Source organism: Roseovarius sp. BRH_c41 (assembly GCF_000961715.1).
Lineage (GTDB): Bacteria > Pseudomonadota > Alphaproteobacteria > Rhodobacterales > Rhodobacteraceae > Roseovarius.
In genome coordinates this window covers 1-17,015 of record NZ_LADY01000019.1, presented here as the reverse complement: position 1 = coordinate 17,015, position 17,015 = coordinate 1, and the positions used below count along the sequence as shown (strand labels likewise).

The window sequence follows — 17,015 nt, the reverse complement described above, 5'->3', positions numbered from 1 at the left end:
GGATTGAACGGGCTGCCCTTGGCGGCCCGTTTGCGGTAGGCTGATCGGAATGCTGCCAGAAACAGGTATTGCGATGTTCCGTGCGTTAGTCGTGTTGATGCTGCTATCCTTGCCAGCGTTTGCAACCGAGCGGTTCGGCGATTATGCGCCGGTCGATTTCGGCCCGCGCGGCCCCTCCGCGTTTCCTGTGCATGGCATCGACGTGGCGCGCTTTCAGAACGAGATTGATTGGCCGCGTGTATTTCTGGCCGGGGTGGCCTTTGCCTTTATCAAGGCTACCGAGGGCGGCGATCTCAAGGATGCGCAATTCGACCGTAACTGGCAGTTGGCCGCACGTGAGGGCATTCCGCGCGGAGCCTATCATTTTTATTATTTCTGCACGCCGCCTGAGGTGCAGGCGCAGTGGTTCATCCAGAATGTGCCGCGCCGGGGCCGCGCATTGCCCCCCGTGCTTGACATGGAATGGAACCCGTTTTCGCCGACCTGCGTGGTGCGCCCACCGGGGGCAGAGGTGCGGCGTCAGGCGCGGATATTCCTGGATATCGTGGAGCGTCATTTCGGACAGCGCCCGATCATCTACACCACGCCGGAATTCTACCGTGAGACGGGTATCGGACAGCTCGAGGGTGTCGAATTCTGGCTGCGTTCAGTCGCGCAAACACCGGACAAGGTTTATCCCGGAAAGCGCTGGACCTTTTGGCAATATACGGGAAGCGGAGTTGTGCCGGGGGTCGAGGGCGGTGTGGACATCAACGTCTTTGCCGGAACGGCCGCAGATTGGCAAAGATGGCTTGGCGCTCATTGGAAATAGGGGGCACCGGATGGCACCCCCTTTGTTTTCTTAGCTGTCCTTGCGGATCGTCTCGTTCTTCGGGTCATAGGGGCTGTCGCAGGTCACGACCGCATCCCAGAGCTGATCGAGCATCTTGACCTTGAGTTTGGTGCCCTCAACCGCCTGTTCAGGTTTGACATAGCCCATGCCGATGGATTTCCCGAAGGCCACAGAATAACCGCCCGAGGTCAGGCGACCCACGCGCTCGCCCTCGGGCGTATAGAGCACTTCACGACCCCAGGGATCGGCATCGCTCGGCCCGTCGATCAGAAGCGTGCAGCACTTCACGCGCACGCCGGTTTCGACCATCCGGGCCTTGCCACGGAACTCCTTGTCCAGATCGACAAAGCGCGGCAGATCGGCCTCGAGCGGGGTGGCGTCGCGGCCCAGTTCGTTGCCAAAGGCGCGATAGCTCTTTTCCTGCCGCAGCCAGTTCTGCGCGCGGGCCCCCACCAGCTTCATTCCGTGCCTCTCACCTGCCTTTTCCAGCAGGTCGAAGAGGTAGGCCTGCATCTCGATCGGGTGATGCAATTCCCAACCCAACTCGCCGGTATAGGCGACGCGGATGGCATTGACCGGGCACATGCCCAATTCGATTCGCTGCGCCGAGAGCCACGGGAAACGCTTGTTGCTGAGCGCAGTTGCCGGATCGGCATCTTTGATCACCTCAGTGAGCACCGCGCGCGATTTCGGCCCGGCGATGGCAAAGACCCCCCATTGCGTCGTGACGTCCTGAATTTCGACATAGCCGAATTCTGCCGCCATATCCTCGGCGGATTTGCGCAGGTAATCGGCATCGTATTCCGTCCAAGCCCCGGCAGAGACGAGGTAATATTCATGCTCCTTGAGGCGCACGATGGTGTATTCCGTACGCGTCGTGCCATGCTCAGTCAGCGCATAGGTCAGGTTGATGCGGCCCACCTTGGGCAGTTTGTTGCAGGTGAACCAATCAAGGAAGGCGGTCGCCCCCGGCCCCTTGACCATATGTTTGGAAAACGCGGTGGCGTCGATCAGGCCCACGCCCTCACGGATCGCGCGCGCCTCTTCCACCGCATATTGCCACCAGCCGCCGCGCCGAAAACTGCGGGCATCGTGGTCAAAGTTTTCGGGCGCATCGAGAGGCCCGTAATAGTTGGGACGTTCCCAGCCATTGACGAAACCGAATTGCGCGCCGCGCTTCTTTTGCCGGTCATAAGCGGGCGCGGTGCGCAGCGGGCGACAGGCCGGGCGCTCTTCATCCGGGTGGTGCAGGATATAGACGTGATCGTAGCACTCTTCGTTCTTGCGCGCGGCAAACTCGGTCGTCATCCAGTTCGACGAATAGCGCTTGGGATCAAGGCTCGCCATGTCGATCTCGGCCTCGCCATTGACCATCAACTGCGCGAGGTAATAGCCGGTGCCGCCTGCGGCGGTGATGCCAAAGCTGAAGCCCTCGGCCAGCCACATGTTGCGCAGCCCCGGTGCGGGACCGACCAGCGGGTTACCATCGGGCGTATAGCAGATCGGGCCGTTGAAATCATCCTTGAGCCCCGATTCCTCACAGGACGGGATGCGGTGGATCATCGCCATATACTGCTCTTCGATCCGCTCCAGTGCTAGCGGGAACAGGTCGGCGCGGAAACTGTCCGGCACGCCATACTCAAAACAGGCGGGGGCGTTTTTCTCATAAACACCAAGAATCCAGCCGCCGCGCTCTTCGCGCACATAGCTCTGCGCATCGGCATCGCGCACCACAGGATGCTCCTTGCCGCCATTCTTGCGGAATTCGACCAATGCCGGGTCCTGATCCATCACGACAAACTGATGCTCAACGGGGATTGCCGGGATCTTGATGCCCAGCTTCTTGGCGGTGGTCTGCGCATGGTTGCCGCTTGCGGTCACGACATGCTCGGCCGTGATGACGATCTGCTCGTCCGACGGCACCAGATTGCCACCCTTTTCCACCATCTTGGTGCAGGTCACTTCCCACGCGCTGCCCGTCCAATGAAACGCATCCGCCTGCCACTTGCGCTCGATCATCACGCCCCGCTGGCGCGCGCCCTTGGCCATCGCCTGCGTCACATCGGCGGGGTTAATATAGCCGTCGGTGTTGTGATAGAGCGCGCCCTTGAGGTCAGAGGTATTGATCAGCGGCCACCGCGCCTTGATCTCATCAGGTGTCAGCCATTCGTAGGGAACGCCGCAGGTCTCGGCAGTTGAAGCATATAGCCTATACTCATCCATCCGCTCGTCTGTCTGCGCCATGCGCAGGTTGCCCACGACGGCAAAGCCAGCATTGAGCCCGGTCTCGGCCTCCAGCGTCTTGTAGAAATCGACCGAATACTTGTGAATATGCGTGGTCGCAAACGACATGTTGAAGAGAGGCAGCAGTCCGGCCGCATGCCACGTCGAACCAGAGGTCAGCTCGTCGCGCTCCAGCAGCATGACATCCTCCCACCCGGCCTTGGCCAGATGATAGGCAATCGAGGTGCCAACGGCCCCACCGCCGACGACGAGGGCTTTGACCTGGGTTTTCATGACGTGCGACTCCCTTCGGGTGACTTGAGTTGCGCGGATGTTTATCAATCCTGCCAATCCGCGCGCTGCCCATCCGACGCAACGCCGCACGAAAGCGACGTCGCGCCGGATCGCATACGAAAACAGAGGTGTGGATTTCTCTGACAAGGATTGGTAGCGTGCGCCGCAATGCAGAAATGACCGGAATTAAGCCTATGAGCGCCACTGCCAACAAGACTGCCCCTCTGCCGGATGACATCCGTGCTATGAAAGGCGGCGCGCCAATCGTCAGCCTGACGGCCTATACGACGCCAATGGCGCGCATGATGGACCACCATTGCGATTTCGTGCTGGTGGGCGACAGCGTGGGAATGGTGGTGCACGGCCTGCCCTCGACCCTCGGTGTGACGATGGAGATAATGATCCTGCACGGTCAGGCGGTCGCGCGCGGCCTCAGCCACGCCATGCTGGTGATCGACATGCCCTTCGGCTCTTACGAGGAAAGCCCGGAGCAGGCCTTTCGCAACGCGGCTCGTATCCTGCGAGAGACGGGTGCTGCGGCGGTCAAGCTTGAGGGTGGGCGGCACATGGCCGACACCATCGCCTTTCTCGTGGCGCGCGGCGTGCCGGTGATGGCGCATATTGGCCTCACGCCGCAATCCATCAACACGCTTGGCGGGTATAAGGTTCAGGGGCGCGGCGATGCCGCCGAGACGCTCTTGGCCGATGCCCGCGCCGTCAGCGCGGCGGGGGCTTTTTCGGTGGTGCTGGAAAAGGTCACAGCCACGCTCGCCGACCGCATCACCGCCGAAATCCCCATTCCGACCATCGGCATCGGCGCCTCGGTGGGCTGTGACGGGCAAATCCTCGTGGTCGATGACATGCTGGGGCTTTTCACCGCGTTCAAACCGAAATTCGTCAAGCGCTATGCAAGTTTGGGCGCAGAGGGCGAGGCCGCCATCGCGGCCTATGCCGCCGAGGTGCGCGCACGGACATTCCCCGCGCCCGAACATACCTTTGCCGACAAGGCTCCTCGCGGATGAGCGCGCCCATTCTGCGCGACGTTGGCGCATTGCGTGCGGCCACCCGGCCTTGGATTCTTGCGGGCGAGACGATTGGCGTGGTGCCCACCATGGGCGCGCTGCATGACGGGCATCTGTCGTTGGTGGCGGCGGCCAAGGCGCGCTGCGACCGGGTGCTGGTGACCATCTTTGTCAATCCCAAGCAGTTCAACAATCCCGAAGACCTCAAGAACTACCCAAGGACTGAGACCGAGGACGCACGCAAGCTGGAGCGCTTCGCGGTGGATGCCCTCTGGGTGCCGGCGGGCGATCAGATGTATCCGGCGCATTTCGCCACCACGGTTTCGGTGGCCGGTCTCACCGATGTGATGGAGGGCGTCTATCGCCCCGGACATTTTGACGGAATGGCCACGGTCGTGACCAAGCTCTTTACCCAGACAGCGGCCACCGACGCCTTTTTTGGCGAAAAGGACTATCAGCAACTGATGGTCGTGCGCCGGATGGCGGCGGATCTGGATATTCCAATCACCGTACATGGCTGCCCGACGATCCGCGAGATTGACGGTCTGGCCATGGCCTCGCGCAACCTGCTTTTGTCGGACCGCGCCCGCACCACGGCGCCCGTGCTGCATGAGGTGATGGAGCAGATCGTCGAAGGGCTGCGCGCGGGGTCGGAGTTTGACGGGTTACAGGCCGAGGCAATAGCGCGGCTGGACCGAGCGGGTTTTACCGGGGTCGATTATCTGGACCTGCGGGCCCAAGACGATCTGTCGGCCTTAGCGGCCCCCACACGCCCCGCCAGGCTCTTCGCCGCCGCTTGGCTCGCGGGGGTGCGCCTGATCGACAATATTGCAATCGGCAGCTGAGCGGCTTCATCATTCCATAAATACTCAAATTCCTGTGCCTGCGGCCTGCGCACGTGTTGAGTATTTGCAGAACATTGAATTCACGGCCCCAGCAGCTCCACAAGCGCAAGCGCCATCACCAGCGCGGACTGATCCATATCCTCGATTCCCACATATTCATCCGGCTTATGCGCCAGATCGAGGATGCCGGGACCATAGGCGATGCAATTCTTCAGCCGTCCGATCCGGTCGATATGTTTCTGGTCATAGGTGCCGGGGCTGACCACGTAATCCGCGGCATGGCCAAACACCTGAGCCACTGCCCGCGCCACCGCCCCCACCACCGGCGCATCGCGGTCGGTCATGGTGGGCAGGACGCGGTGCAATTCGCGGATCGTGTAGTCGAACCCCTGTCTGCCGGTGCGCAGGGTTTCCAGCAGGTTGCGGATTTCTGTCTCGACCGCATCAATGTTTTCTTCGATCAGAAACCGCCGGTCAATCACCATCCGGCAGCGATCCGGCACGCAGGGCGAGGGCAGGCCGGTATAATCGGCCGCCTGTTCTCGCTCGCCGCCATGAATGGAATTGATGTTGAGCGTGGAGTGCCGCGCGCCTTCCGGAACCACAGGCATCTCGGTGCGCCGCGCGGCTAATGCCGGGAAGAGATGCTCTTCCATCCGCGCGATCACCGCCCCCATATGACGCACCGCGCAATCGCCCAGAAAGGGCATGGAACCATGCGCAATCTCGCCGTGGGTCTCGATCTCGGCCCACCAGACGCCGCGATGCCCGAGGCAAATGCGATCCTTGCCCAAAGGTTCGGGGATGATGACGTGATCCACCCGTCCGGGGCTGAAATAGCCGCGCTCTGCCAGATAGGCCACGCCGCCAAAGCCGCCTGATTCCTCGTCCGCCGTGCCGCTGATCTCGATCGCTCCGGCGTAATCGGGACAGGTGGCGATGAACGCCTCTGCCGCGATGATACTCGCCGCGAGCCCCCCCTTCATGTCGCAGGCACCACGCCCATAGATTTTGCCGTCGATCACGATCCCGCCAAAGGGGTCGACGCTCCACCCGTGACCCACCTCGACCACGTCGATATGGCTGTTGAAATGCACGCAAGGGCCGGGGCGCGCACCTTCGCGCCGCGCCACGATATTCCAGCGCGGATGCCGGCCGCTGTCGCCCGGCGCGCCTTGGGCGCGGATCAGCTCTGTCGCGAACCCTGCCGCACGCAGGCGGCGGTCGAGATAGTCGCAAATCTCGCGGTAATTCTCGCCGGGGGGATTTAGCGTGGGAATGCGGATCAGGTCCTGCGTGAGCGCGATCAGATCGTCGCGCCGCGCCAATATTTCAGCGTGCAGGCGGTCAACCAACGCCATCAGGCCCAGCCCGGCGCGCGCCGGAGCAACGCCTCTGCCTCTTCGACCATGCGCGTGATGATGTCGGCGACCGGCGGGCGGTCATGGATCAACCCCGTCGCTTCGCCAACAAACGTGTTGGCGCTCTCGGGGTCACCTGTGGTCCAGCCCTCTGCCCAATCGGCCCGGGCAGCAATATTCTCGCGCAAACCATCGGGATCGTCATGCCAACGATCCGTCACCGCATTGCGCAGCACGCGCGCCGTATACCGCGCGGGCCAACGTAGATTGCGCGCCGCATCCATCACCGTCGAGCGGATCGTCTGATCCCCGGTCGCCGAAATCGCCGCCTCGGTCATGGCCTCGGATACCTGCGCCTCAGCCGAAGCCCAGAGGCGCGAGCCGATGAGCACGCCATCAGCCCCCAGCATGAGAGCGGCGGCCAATCCCCGCCCATCAGCAATGCCCCCTGCCGCAAGCAAGAGCACCTCGGGCGCGCGACCAGCAAGCCAATCTGCCACCTCGGGCACCAGCGTGATCGTGCCGCGCCGCTCGCCATGGCCACCCGCCTCGGACCCCTGCGCCACGATGATCTGCGCGCCGCACTCCGTAGCGCGCTGCGCATCACGCAGGGTCTGAACCTGACAGATGAGCGGCACGCCGGCGTCGGCAATCCTTGGCGCAAACGGGGTCGGATCGCCAAATGAAAGGCAGAGCGCCGCCGGTTCGCGCGCCAGAACCTGATCCAGAACCGCAGGGTTTTCAGCCATTTTCCAGGTGATGAAACCGCAGCCCACTCGCGCATTCCCGGCCTCGGTAAAGGCCCCGTCCAGCCAGTCGGCATTTCCGTAGCCCCCGCCAATCAGGCCCAGCCCCCCCGCATGGGTCACAGCCGCCGCCAGCCGCCCCCCGGCAGCAAAGGCCATCGGCGCGCAGAGAATGGGATGGGTCAGGCCTAGGGCCGTGGTCAAACGGGTTCGCATGGGACTAGTATGCCCGTGCAAGTCCCCTCAGGACAAGAGGTCAGTGATCAGCTCCTGCAGGTCGGCGAAATCGGAAAAGGCCCGGTCATGGGCGATCTGCTCGATCGGTCCCTTGCGATAGCCCTCCGTGTAGAGAACAAAGGGCACGCCCGCCCGCGCCGCCGTTTCGGCATCGACCTCGCTGTCGCCGACAAAAACCACATCCCGCGCACCAAGCGCTGCGGCCGTGGCCTGAAGCGGCGCCGGGTCAGGTTTCCGCAAGGTCAGGCTGTCGCCGCCGATGATCACCGGGAAATACCCGGCCAGCCCCAGATGTGCGAGGATCGAATGGGCCGGACCCTCGGGCTTGTTGGTGCAGAGACCAAGCGCCAGATCGGCCCCGGCCAGCCCGTCGAGCGCGCCCATCACACCCGGATAGACCGTGGTCAAGGTCACGGCGGTTTCATAATCGGCGATGAAGTCCTCGATCAGGCGGGCGCGCAACGCGCCATCCCCCGCCCGCCCACGCGCCGTCAGGCAGCAGCTGATGAAATGCGGCACCCCGCTGCCTATGAAGCTTCGTGTTTCTTCGGGTGCGAAGGGATCAAACCCATTCTGCACCATCAATCGGTTGGCGGCGGCGTGGATGTCCGGCGCGCTGTCGATCAATGTGCCGTCAAGGTCGAAAACGACCGCACGGCTCATGCCATGGCACCGGTTGCCGCCTCTGCTGCGCGACGGATCGCGCGGATATTCTCGCCGTAGACGGCGGGATTGTCGACACTGCCGCCCTTGAAGACCGCAGATCCCGCCACCAGCACATCCGCCCCGGCCGCCGCCATCAGCGGGGCGGTTTCCGTGGTGATGCCGCCGTCGATTTCAATATGGATGGGCCGGTCGCCGATCATAGCGCGCAGCCGCTTGACCTTGTCGATCTGGCTGTGAATGAACTTCTGCCCGCCAAAGCCGGGGTTCACCGTCATCACGCAGATGAGATCCACCATGTCGAGCAGATGGTCAACCGCGTCGATCCCTGTGCCGGGATTGAGCGCCAGACCCGCCTTGCACCCCGCACCACGAATGGCCTGCAAGGTGCGGTGGATATGCGGCCCCGCCTCAAGATGCGCGGTCAGGATATCGGCCCCGGCCTGCGCGAAGGCGTCGATATAGGGATCGACCGGGGAGATCATCAGATGCACGTCCATCACCGTCTTGATATGCGGGCGGATGGCGGCGCAGAGCGGCGGGCCAAAGGTTAGGTTGGGCACGAAATGCCCGTCCATCACATCGACATGAACCCAATCGCAGCCCTCGGCTTCGATGGCGCGGATCTCGGCCCCGAAGTTGGCGAAATCCGCCGAGAGGATGGAGGGGGCGATCTTGATCGAACGATTGAGGCTCATGGCAGAACTCCTCTGGGGTGCATGCAGGGGACATGCGCCGACTGAGGGTCGAGGTCAAGACCCTGAACCAGCGTGTCGCGACTGGAGAAGTGATTGTCCTAGCCGGACGGCGCTGACATGTCGGAGAGCCAACCGGACGTTGCGTTGACCGCCGATGCCACCCACAGTCGCGCCATGTTCACCGCATCCACATATTGCGCAAGAGGGGCCTCCATGGAGGGGAGTGTGGTGGCAAGACGCGGAGCAAACACATACACCAAAGCCGCAAGCGCGAATGTTATGATCGCAAGGCGAAAGCCGCTACGAAACCCACCGCTTCGGACTGGTAGTTCAATCTCGTCGGGGATCGGCATCATAGGCGCATCAGATCTGTCCCCCGAGGAGGTGAGAGACGAATTTATCTCTTCGATATCTGGCAGCAGATTGCGGCGTGAGGACGGGTCAATGCTCGCATGTGTATCCTGTTTCTCGATCTCGGGTGAGGGCGAGGCACCTGAAGCTCCGCGCAAACGTTCCATTCGGGCGCGTGCTTGTCGTGTACGCTCGTCTTCGGAAATTTCGGGATCTGACAAGCCTAGGTCAGGCTGTGTCTCGATCCCACCTGCCGATGATCTGACCTGTCGCTCGCGCTCGGCCTCCTGTCGCAGGATATCGGCGACCGCAGGATCCACGCCGCGCCGCACGGGATGCGCGCCACCTGAGTCTGGTTCATCCCGCGAAATATCGTCTTCGTCATAATAGTCGTCTGGATGCTCGTCTTCATCTAGTTTCTCGGACAGCGGGGCAGTCGGAGCCACATCCTCTTCTAGGGGCGAGGGGCCCAAGTCGTCAGCACTGGATGCAACTGGCGTGTGCGACCGATGATGCTGAAACCAGGTGTCGCCGCAATTGGAACATTGCACATCTCGACCGCTCGTCGGGATCACCTCGTCGGGCACCTCATACTGTGCTCCGCAATTTGGGCAAATCAGCCTCATTCTGCCACCTGCTTCTTGCTGCCGTTGTCCGGCCCCTATCATTGCGCGTCACCATAGGCCGTTCTGGGCTTTCGGAAAAGGACAAAGCGAATCACGTGCAGGATCATTGCACATGTGTGGCCTCTGGGGCATTTAGGGGCTGAGAGTGACAAGGGGGCAGCGGTGATTGAGCTGGAGAACGTGGCCTATAGCTATGGGGGTGGCGAGTTGCTGGCGGACGTGTCGCTGTCGCTCAGCCCCGGATCATTTCATTTCCTGACGGGGCCGTCGGGATCGGGCAAGACGACACTGCTCAAATTATGTTATGGGGCCTTGGTTCCAACAGCAGGGCAGGTACGTTTGTTTGGTCAGGAACGTCGCGAGATGGAGCGCGACGATATCGCCATGGTGCGGCGGCGGATCGGCGTGGTGCATCAGGATTGCCAGTTTCTCGATCATCTCACCGTGTCAGAAAACATCGCTTTGCCCTTGGCTGTGTCGGGGCGCGATCTTTTGGCTGAGGATGCCAATCTGCGCGAGTTGACCGGCTGGGTCGGTCTCAAGGAGCGGGCGAATGCTCTGCCACCTGAGCTCTCGGGCGGCGAGCGACAGCGCGCAGCCTTGGCTCGTGCGGTGATCATGTCACCGGATGTGGTACTGGCAGACGAGCCTACGGGCAATGTTGACTGGGAAATGTCGCAGCGCCTCTTGCGCCTGTTGATCGAACTGAACCGGATGGGAAAGACAATCCTCATTGCGACCCATGATCTGGCCCTCATCCGTGCTGCCAAGACACATGTGCAGGCACGGGTCCTGCGGATCGCATCGCGCAAGTTGCAACTCGCAGGAGCGGATCTGTGAAGCTTGATTTTTCGCAAGTGACCGCATTCCTGCTAACAGATCGTCAATCTGACAGAGTGGTGCCGCCCACCGGGTTCACGGCTTGGCTTACGCTCTTTAGCGCGGCGGTGATGGCATTTCTCGCGGTCTTCGCATTGGCGTTGTCATTGGCGACAGGCCGTTTGGCGGATCGCTGGGGAAATGAATTGGCGCGCACGGCTACGGTGCGCATCTCTGCTCCTGAAGGTCAGATGGACGCGCAGACGGCAGCCGCTCTACGTTTGCTCGAGACGACCGTTGGTGTGGAGCGGGCTCGCGCCCTGACTGACGAAGAACAAGCGGCTCTGTTGGCACCGTGGTTTGGTCCTGATTTGCCGATTGAGGATTTGCCGATTCCGAGGTTGATCGAGGTGATCGAGACTGGGGACGGATTTGATGCTGACGGCCTGCGTCTACGCCTCAGCGCAGAAGTGCCTGGCGCCATGTTGGATGATCATACGCGTTGGCGGCAACCTCTGGTGCGCGCTGCCAGCCGGCTCAGGCTTTTGGGCTGGATCTCGATGATCCTTATTGGCGGGGCCGTTGGAGCGATGATCACCCTAGCCGCAAACGCCGCATTAGCGGCCAATTCGCAAGTGATCAGTGTGCTGCGGCTGGTGGGCGCACAGGATGTCTATATCGCGCGGGCTTTCGTGCGACGATTTACGTTGCGAGCACTTGGAGGCGCCTGCGTCGGAGTGGTTCTGGGATGCGGTGCAATTTTGCTTTTGCCTCGGGCACAGATTGAAGGCGGTTTTCTTACCGGTCTTGGTTTCCAAGGATGGCACTGGATCTGGCCGCTGATCATTCCGCCACTGGCGGCGGGAGTCGCGTTCGCGGCAACGCGCCTTGCAGCACACCGCAGCTTGAAGGAACTACCATGAGATATGCCGTTCAATGGCTGCGCTCTCTTGTCTTTATCGCGCAGATGTATCTGATGCTGCCTGTCTTTGGGTTACTCTACATGCCCGCCGCGATTTTCAGCCGAAAAGGGGCTCTGGCCGGGTGCAAGGCCTATTGCCATTGGGTGCGCTGGACGGCCTGCTGGATGGTGGGGCTGCGGACCGAGGTGCGCGGCACGCCACCCGACGGGCAGGTTCTGATCGCTGCCAAGCACCAATCCTTTCTCGATATTCTGCTGATTTTCAGCGAATTGCCGACCGGGCGTTTCATCATGAAGCGCGAAATTTTGTGGACCCCGGTGATCGGTCTCTATGGAATGCGGATCGGGTGTGTTCCAGTTGATCGCGGCAAGCGTGGGGCGGCTATCAAGAAAATGGTCGAGGACGTGGCGCGCGGCGCGCAAACCCCCGGGCAGTTGATCATCTATGCCCAAGGCACCCGTGTCGCCCCCGGAACCAAGGTGCCCTACAAGATAGGAACCGGTGTCCTTTATGAACAAATGGGGGTGCCCTGCGTGCCTGCCGCCACCAATGTCGGCGTGTTCTGGCCCAAGCGGGGGATCTATCGCAAACCGGGGCTGGCGGTCGTGGAGTTTTTGGCACCAATCGAAACGGGCCTGGACCGAAATGTTTTCATGGAACAGCTCGAGCATGAGATTGAAGGCGCTTCAAACGCGCTGATGCGTGAGGCAGGGTTTGATCTGGATGCCGTCTGAGCAGAGCGCAGCCCGCAGATTTCCACAATTTGTTCACATAAAACGCGCATCCTGCTGCGACGGTCCCTCATGACATCGGAATGCAGGGTTGAGGTATATGGGATATCTGACGGATCTTTTGGCGCTATACGTAAACTATCTGCTTCATTTTCTGGCTTTCTTCTGGTCGCCGGGTGAACGGCTCTTCGCGCTCTATCTCCTGACTGCGATCGGCTTTGCCTATGTCGTCTACAAGGCCCACGCTTGGCGCAGGCATGATGACGCGGAGGATGTCTCGTCTTTCGTGAGCTTTCTCGTGCCCAAGCGCGTCTGGTCGCACCCGTCAGCTTGGCTGGACGTGCGGTACTTCTTCTTTCACAAGCTCATTGGTCATTTCCTGCTGTTCGGCGTCATGGCGGGAAGTTCCGCATGGGCCTATGCGTTGGTGACCGGCGGGGAGAACCTTGCCGAGACGGCGCGCATTGGTGATCTCCGATCCGGGCCGGGGGCCTACATCATTGCTTTTGGCTATATGGTCGGGTTTTTCGTCCTGTCCGATCTCATCGCCTATACGATCCACTATCTTCAGCACAAGAGTCCGATCCTGTGGGAGTTTCACAAGGTCCATCACAGCTCCGAAGTGATGCATCCGATGTCGAATTTTCGTGAGCATCCCATCGACAACCTTGTCTATCTAGTCAGTCTAGGGGCCTGGAACGGCATTTTCATGGGGGCCGCTGCTCAGCTTCTGGGATATCTGCCGAGCATGCCGTCGGTGCTTGGCGTACCGTTTCTGATGTTTCTGTTCAACGTCATGGGTTACAACCTGCGGCACTCGCATATCTGGCTGCGCTGGCCCGGCATCTGGTCGAAGGTATTTCCCTCTCCGGCGCACCACCATGTGCATCACAGTTGTCATCCGGATCACATCGACAAGAACTTCGCTTTCATGTTCCCGGTTTGGGACGTGATCTTCAATACCTATGAACTGCCTGAGGATAACCGGGATGTGCGCTTCGGGGTGGCCGGCATGAATCCAGAGGAATTGAACAGCTGCGCAAAGCTTTATCTGGTACCGTTTCGGAACGTAATCCGGCGTCTATGCAAGCCGAAAAAGCCGAAAAGAACGATATCGCCCGCGGAATGAGACTTTGGGCCGCGTGGCGCGTCGTAACGGATTGGGGCCATGTCATGCTTTGAGGTGAGCCCTGGATCGGGCAGGCCGTCATATCCCTGTCCCTCACCCGTGACGGAGGCGGGCATTGTGCTGCCCGCCCGAAAGGCCGGGATGATCACCGATACGAGGGGTGAGTATGGCATTTTCATTCCACTACCTTGGCATCGCGTAGCGGGGGCGCATATCTCAACATGGTTGATCCGTCGGGTGAGGTCGGTAGAAACGCTTAGAGTATGATACCCCATCTATCCGGCGCTCTGAAGTCGCCGCTCATCCAAAACCGTTCCAAAGTTGCATCATCCGGGTTTGTGTCGGGTTCAAGCGTCAGCGCGGGAAAGTCCCGTGCGACGACCCGCTCAATGCGCGTAACAAGGGCACCGACCTCGGACGACGACAGGTTATGCGCGTCAAAGGCATTAACCGAGCACCCGCTCCCATTGTGGACTATCAAGGTACGCGACCGTGTATCCACCCACTCCCCAGCATAGCCTAGGCGTGGATGCAGTCCGAGAGCGCCAGAGTCAGTGTCATTGGCACCGAGACAAAGCGCCTGAAAGACATCGGCGATGCGGTCCGCCCGGTCAAAGGTCAGACGATCAACGGCTATATGGCCGCCCAACCCCGCGAGAAACCCAGCGATAACGATAAACGCGAGACGGCCCGCCTTCATCGGAGAACCACAGCTTGCCAATGGAGGCGCATGCGGCGCAACGTATCTCGGCCCTTTACGCGTGGATTGCCCCGTCACCACAAGCAAGCGCCGCCTCGCGCACCGCCTCGGAATAGGTGGGATGCGCGTGGCAGGTCATGGCCAGATCCTGCGCCGAGGCACCAAACTCCATCGCCACGCAAATCTCGTGGATGAGATCGCCCGCCGCCGGCCCGATGATATGCGCCCCAAGGATGCGGTCTGTTTCCTTGTCGGCGAGGATTTTCACAAAACCATCACCGGCAAAAACCGCCTTGGCGCGGCCATTGCCCATAAAGGAGAATTTGCCAACCTTATAGGCACGCCCTTGCTCTTTCAGGCTTTCTTCGGTTTCGCCGACATTGGCGACCTCGGGGTGAGTGTAGATCACGCCAGGGATGACGCCGTAATTCACATGCCCATGCTTGCCCGCCAACACCTCGGCCACGGCCATGCCCTCGTCCTCGGCCTTGTGGGCCAACATCGGGCCTTCGATGGCGTCGCCTATGGCGTAAATGCCCTTGACCGAGGTCTGCCAATGGGCGTCCGTGGCGATCTGCCCGCGCTTGGTTATCTCAACGCCCAAATCAGCCAGACCTAGGCCCTCGGTATAGGGTTTGCGCCCGGTGGCGAGCAGCACGGTATCGGCATCAAGCTGATGCTCACTGTCGTCCTTGCGCAGTTTGTAGTTGACTTTGGCCTTGGTTTTGAGCGTCTCGACGGATTGCACGGCGGCACCCATGATGAAGTTAAGCCCTTGTTTCTTCAGAATTCTCTGGAAGGTTTTTTGTACCTCGCCATCCATGCCGGGGGTGATGGCGTCGAGATATTCGACCACCGTCACCTCGGCCCCCAGACGGCCATAGACCGAGCCCATCTCAAGGCCAATGACTCCGGCCCCGATCACCACCAGCGATTTGGGGATCTTGCCCAGTTCCAGCGCGCCGGTGGAGGTGACGACGATCTTTTCATCCACCTCGACACCGGGCAGGGACGCGGGCACAGAGCCGGAGGCGATGACGATGTGCTTGGTCTCGTGGATGTCGTCGCCGACCTTGACTTGGCCCGCTTGCGGAATCGAGCCCCAGCCCTTGATCCAGTCCACCTTGTTCTTTTTGAACAGGAATTCGATGCCCTTGGTGTTCTGGCCGATCACGTCATCCTTATAGGCCAGCATCTGTTTCCAATCGACCGAAGGGCTTTTGCCCTTGAGGCCCATGGCGGCAAAATTATGCTCTGCCTCGTGCAGCATGTGGCTCGCATGCAAGAGCGCCTTGGAGGGGATACAGCCCACGTTGAGACAGGTGCCGCCCAAGGTGGCGCGCCCCTCGACGACGGCGGTTTTCAGCCCCAGTTGCGCGCAGCGGATAGCGCAGACATAGCCGCCGGGGCCGGCGCCGATGATGATTACGTCGTAAGAGGCCATGGGTCAGATCCTTTCGTTTCTCGCGGCGGGGCCGCGTCGGTATTCTATCGGTATTGCGTCGGTGCGGGCGGGGCAGAGAGGGGGCGCTGCCCCCGTCGCGCTGTCCGCGCCTCCCCCGAGGTATTTTGAGCCAGATGAAACATCATACGAGACCCGCCAGCAGCATCAGGAGTGTGGCCCCAAACCCCACCGCCCAAATGAGTGAGCGCCAGGGGCGCAGGCCAAAATAATAGGCCGGGATATAGGCAACCCGCGCGGCGAGATAGGTATAGGCGCAAGCGGCGGTAAGCGGGCTCGATTGCGCACCGAGCGTGACGACCACGACCGCAATCGTAAAGAGGATCAGCCCCTCGAAATGATTGGAAAGCGCACGGCCAAGCCGGGCGGTTTTGGGCGAGAGTTGGCGGGAAGATTCGCGGTCCCGCGCGGACATGGTATAGCCCGGCCCAAGCTCGAGATTGGCCGGGATGGCGTAGAGTACGAATTGCACCGCTTGCAGGAGCGCGGCGAGAGTGAGGGCTGTGAGTTCGGGTGTCATTCAGAGCCTCTTGCCATGAGGTGCGCAATGAATGCGCACCCTACGGGGGGTAGGGTGCGCCCTCAGGGCGCACCGGTTCAGAGATCCATCAGCAAGCGGCGCGGGTCTTCGAGCGCCTCTTTGACGCGCACGAGGAATGTGACAGCACCCTTGCCATCCACAATCCGGTGATCGTAGCTGAGCGCCAGATACATCATCGGGCGGATCACCACCTGACCGTTGATCGCCATGGGACGATCCTGGATTTTGTGCATGCCCAGAATACCCGATTGCGGCGGGTTGAGGATGGGCGAGGACATCAGCGAGCCATAGACACCGCCATTCGAGATGGTGAAGGTGCCGCCCTGCATTTCCGCCATGCTGAGCTTGCTATCACGGGCGCGCGCGCCTTTTTCGGCGATGGCCTTTTCGATGGCGGCAAAGCCCATGGCATCCACGTCACGGATCACCGGCACGACAAGGCCGGTGGGCGTGCCGGCCGCGACACCCATATGCACGAAGTTCTTGTAGATGATGTCGGTGCCGTCAATCTCGGCATTGACCTCGGGCACTTCTTTCAGGGCATGCACGCAGGCCTTGGTAAAGAAGGACATGAAGCCAAGGCGGACGCCGTGCTTCTTGTAGAACTCGTCCTTGTACTGGTTGCGCAGCGCCATCACCTCGGTCATGTCCACCTCATTATAGGTGGTGAGCATGGCGGCGGTGTTCTGGCTGTCCTTCAGGCGGCGGGCGATGGTCTGGCGCAGGCGGGTCATCTTGACGCGCTCTTCGCGGGCCACATCTTCGGCTGGGGCGGGGGCACGCGGCGCTTGGGCCGGGGCGGCGGCAGCGGC

General features: G+C 61.2%; 16 protein-coding genes. 7 read left to right on the top strand and 9 right to left on the bottom strand.

All coding sequences use genetic code 11. From position 1 onward, the window contains the following. The first annotated feature begins 49 nt into the window (after positions 1-49). Complete coding sequence (locus tag VR71_RS05000) at positions 50-811, top strand: GH25 family lysozyme (RefSeq protein WP_296429881.1); 762 nt, start codon at positions 50-52, stop codon at positions 809-811. A 30-nt stretch (positions 812-841) separates the two neighbouring features. Here the strand turns inward: VR71_RS05000 and VR71_RS04995 are convergent, their stop codons facing one another. Beyond that, entirely contained in the window at positions 842-3,349 is a 2,508-nt protein-coding gene (locus VR71_RS04995; RefSeq protein WP_045681767.1) for an FAD-dependent oxidoreductase, read from the bottom strand. 194 nt (positions 3,350-3,543) lie between these two features. Between VR71_RS04995 and panB the strand changes: the two genes are divergently transcribed. Then, positions 3,544-4,371, top strand: a complete 828-nt coding sequence (gene panB / locus VR71_RS04990) for a 3-methyl-2-oxobutanoate hydroxymethyltransferase (RefSeq protein ID WP_045681766.1) — start codon at positions 3,544-3,546, stop codon at positions 4,369-4,371. Beyond that, complete coding sequence (gene panC, locus VR71_RS04985; protein ID WP_045681764.1) at positions 4,368-5,216, top strand: pantoate--beta-alanine ligase; 849 nt, start codon at positions 4,368-4,370, stop codon at positions 5,214-5,216. Before panB ends, panC begins: the two co-directional genes overlap by 4 nt. 80 nt (positions 5,217-5,296) lie before the next feature. Here panC and VR71_RS04980 read toward each other — a convergent pair whose 3' ends face one another. From VR71_RS04980 to VR71_RS04960, 5 genes are all read right to left on the bottom strand, one after another. Beyond that, a complete protein-coding gene (locus VR71_RS04980) occupies positions 5,297-6,577 on the bottom strand; it encodes an acetylornithine deacetylase/succinyl-diaminopimelate desuccinylase family protein (protein WP_045681762.1) in 1,281 nt (426 codons plus the stop codon). Continuing rightward, positions 6,577-7,539, bottom strand: coding sequence for a nitronate monooxygenase (locus VR71_RS04975; RefSeq protein ID WP_045681760.1), 963 nt, complete (start codon positions 7,537-7,539; stop codon positions 6,577-6,579). The genes VR71_RS04980 and VR71_RS04975 overlap by 1 nt, the downstream gene beginning before the upstream one ends. Positions 7,540-7,566: 27 nt before the next feature. Further along, on the bottom strand, positions 7,567-8,223 hold the full coding sequence (gph, locus tag VR71_RS04970; protein WP_009816294.1) for a phosphoglycolate phosphatase: 657 nt from the start codon (positions 8,221-8,223) through the stop codon (positions 7,567-7,569). Then, on the bottom strand, positions 8,220-8,921 hold the full coding sequence (gene rpe, locus VR71_RS04965) for a ribulose-phosphate 3-epimerase (protein WP_009816295.1): 702 nt from the start codon (positions 8,919-8,921) through the stop codon (positions 8,220-8,222). The genes gph and rpe overlap by 4 nt, the downstream gene beginning before the upstream one ends. A gap of 98 nt (positions 8,922-9,019) precedes the next feature. Next, a complete protein-coding gene (locus VR71_RS04960; RefSeq protein ID WP_045681758.1) occupies positions 9,020-9,898 on the bottom strand; it encodes a zinc-ribbon domain-containing protein in 879 nt (292 codons plus the stop codon). A gap of 162 nt (positions 9,899-10,060) precedes the next feature. Between VR71_RS04960 and VR71_RS04955 the strand changes: the two genes are divergently transcribed. The 4 genes from VR71_RS04955 to VR71_RS24650 all read left to right on the top strand — a co-directional run bounded on the left by VR71_RS04955 (position 10,061) and on the right by VR71_RS24650 (position 13,500). Continuing rightward, positions 10,061-10,738 (top strand): cell division ATP-binding protein FtsE, encoded by a 678-nt coding sequence (locus VR71_RS04955; protein WP_040651058.1) that lies wholly within the window; start codon positions 10,061-10,063, stop codon positions 10,736-10,738. Next, complete coding sequence (locus tag VR71_RS04950) at positions 10,735-11,640, top strand: ABC transporter permease (protein ID WP_045681757.1); 906 nt, start codon at positions 10,735-10,737, stop codon at positions 11,638-11,640. The genes VR71_RS04955 and VR71_RS04950 overlap by 4 nt, the downstream gene beginning before the upstream one ends. Further along, the gene (locus VR71_RS04945) at positions 11,637-12,374 is read left to right on the top strand and encodes a 1-acyl-sn-glycerol-3-phosphate acyltransferase (protein ID WP_009816299.1); all 738 of its coding nucleotides are present in this window, start codon (positions 11,637-11,639) and stop codon (positions 12,372-12,374) included. Before VR71_RS04950 ends, VR71_RS04945 begins: the two co-directional genes overlap by 4 nt. Before the next feature lie 97 nt (positions 12,375-12,471). Further along, positions 12,472-13,500 (top strand): sterol desaturase family protein, encoded by a 1,029-nt coding sequence (locus VR71_RS24650; RefSeq protein WP_009816300.1) that lies wholly within the window; start codon positions 12,472-12,474, stop codon positions 13,498-13,500. 755 nt (positions 13,501-14,255) lie between these two features. Here the strand turns inward: VR71_RS24650 and lpdA are convergent. The 3 genes from lpdA to odhB form a co-directional block, all read right to left on the bottom strand. Continuing rightward, positions 14,256-15,644 (bottom strand): dihydrolipoyl dehydrogenase, encoded by a 1,389-nt coding sequence (lpdA, locus tag VR71_RS04930; protein WP_045681749.1) that lies wholly within the window; start codon positions 15,642-15,644, stop codon positions 14,256-14,258. A 142-nt stretch (positions 15,645-15,786) separates the two neighbouring features. Beyond that, entirely contained in the window at positions 15,787-16,182 is a 396-nt protein-coding gene (locus tag VR71_RS04925) for an MAPEG family protein (RefSeq protein WP_045681747.1), read from the bottom strand. 77 nt (positions 16,183-16,259) lie between these two features. Further along, positions 16,260-17,015 (bottom strand): 2-oxoglutarate dehydrogenase complex dihydrolipoyllysine-residue succinyltransferase (odhB, locus tag VR71_RS04920; protein ID WP_045681745.1); only part of this gene is annotated, 756 nt, incomplete at its 5' end.